This window comes from Photobacterium sp. S4TG1, assembly GCF_036040035.1.
In the GTDB taxonomy this organism is placed as follows: domain Bacteria; phylum Pseudomonadota; class Gammaproteobacteria; order Enterobacterales; family Vibrionaceae; genus Photobacterium.
The window spans coordinates 1-382 of the sequence record NZ_JAYXUH010000055.1 but is presented as its reverse complement, the minus strand read 5'-3'; the positions used below and the strand labels follow the sequence as shown (position 1 = coordinate 382).

The 382-nt window shown below is 52.9% G+C and carries 1 rRNA gene; it reads left to right on the top strand.

Annotated features, from left to right (window positions below):
- Nucleotides 1-382, top strand: a 16S ribosomal RNA gene (locus VXS03_RS20125); the annotation flags it as partial.

Below are 382 nucleotides of genomic sequence, written 5' to 3'. Positions count from 1 at the left end.
TTTGCTGACGAGCGGCGGACGGGTGAGTAATGCCTGGGAATATACCCTGATGTGGGGGATAACTATTGGAAACGATAGCTAATACCGCATAATCTCTTCGGAGCAAAGAGGGGGACCTTCGGGCCTCTCGCGTCAGGATTAGCCCAGGTGGGATTAGCTAGTTGGTGGGGTAATGGCTCACCAAGGCGACGATCCCTAGCTGGTCTGAGAGGATGATCAGCCACACTGGAACTGAGACACGGTCCAGACTCCTACGGGAGGCAGCAGTGGGGAATATTGCACAATGGGGGAAACCCTGATGCAGCCATGCCGCGTGTATGAAGAAGGCCTTCGGGTTGTAAAGTACTTTCAGTTGTGAGGAAGGCAGTTAAGTTAATAGCTT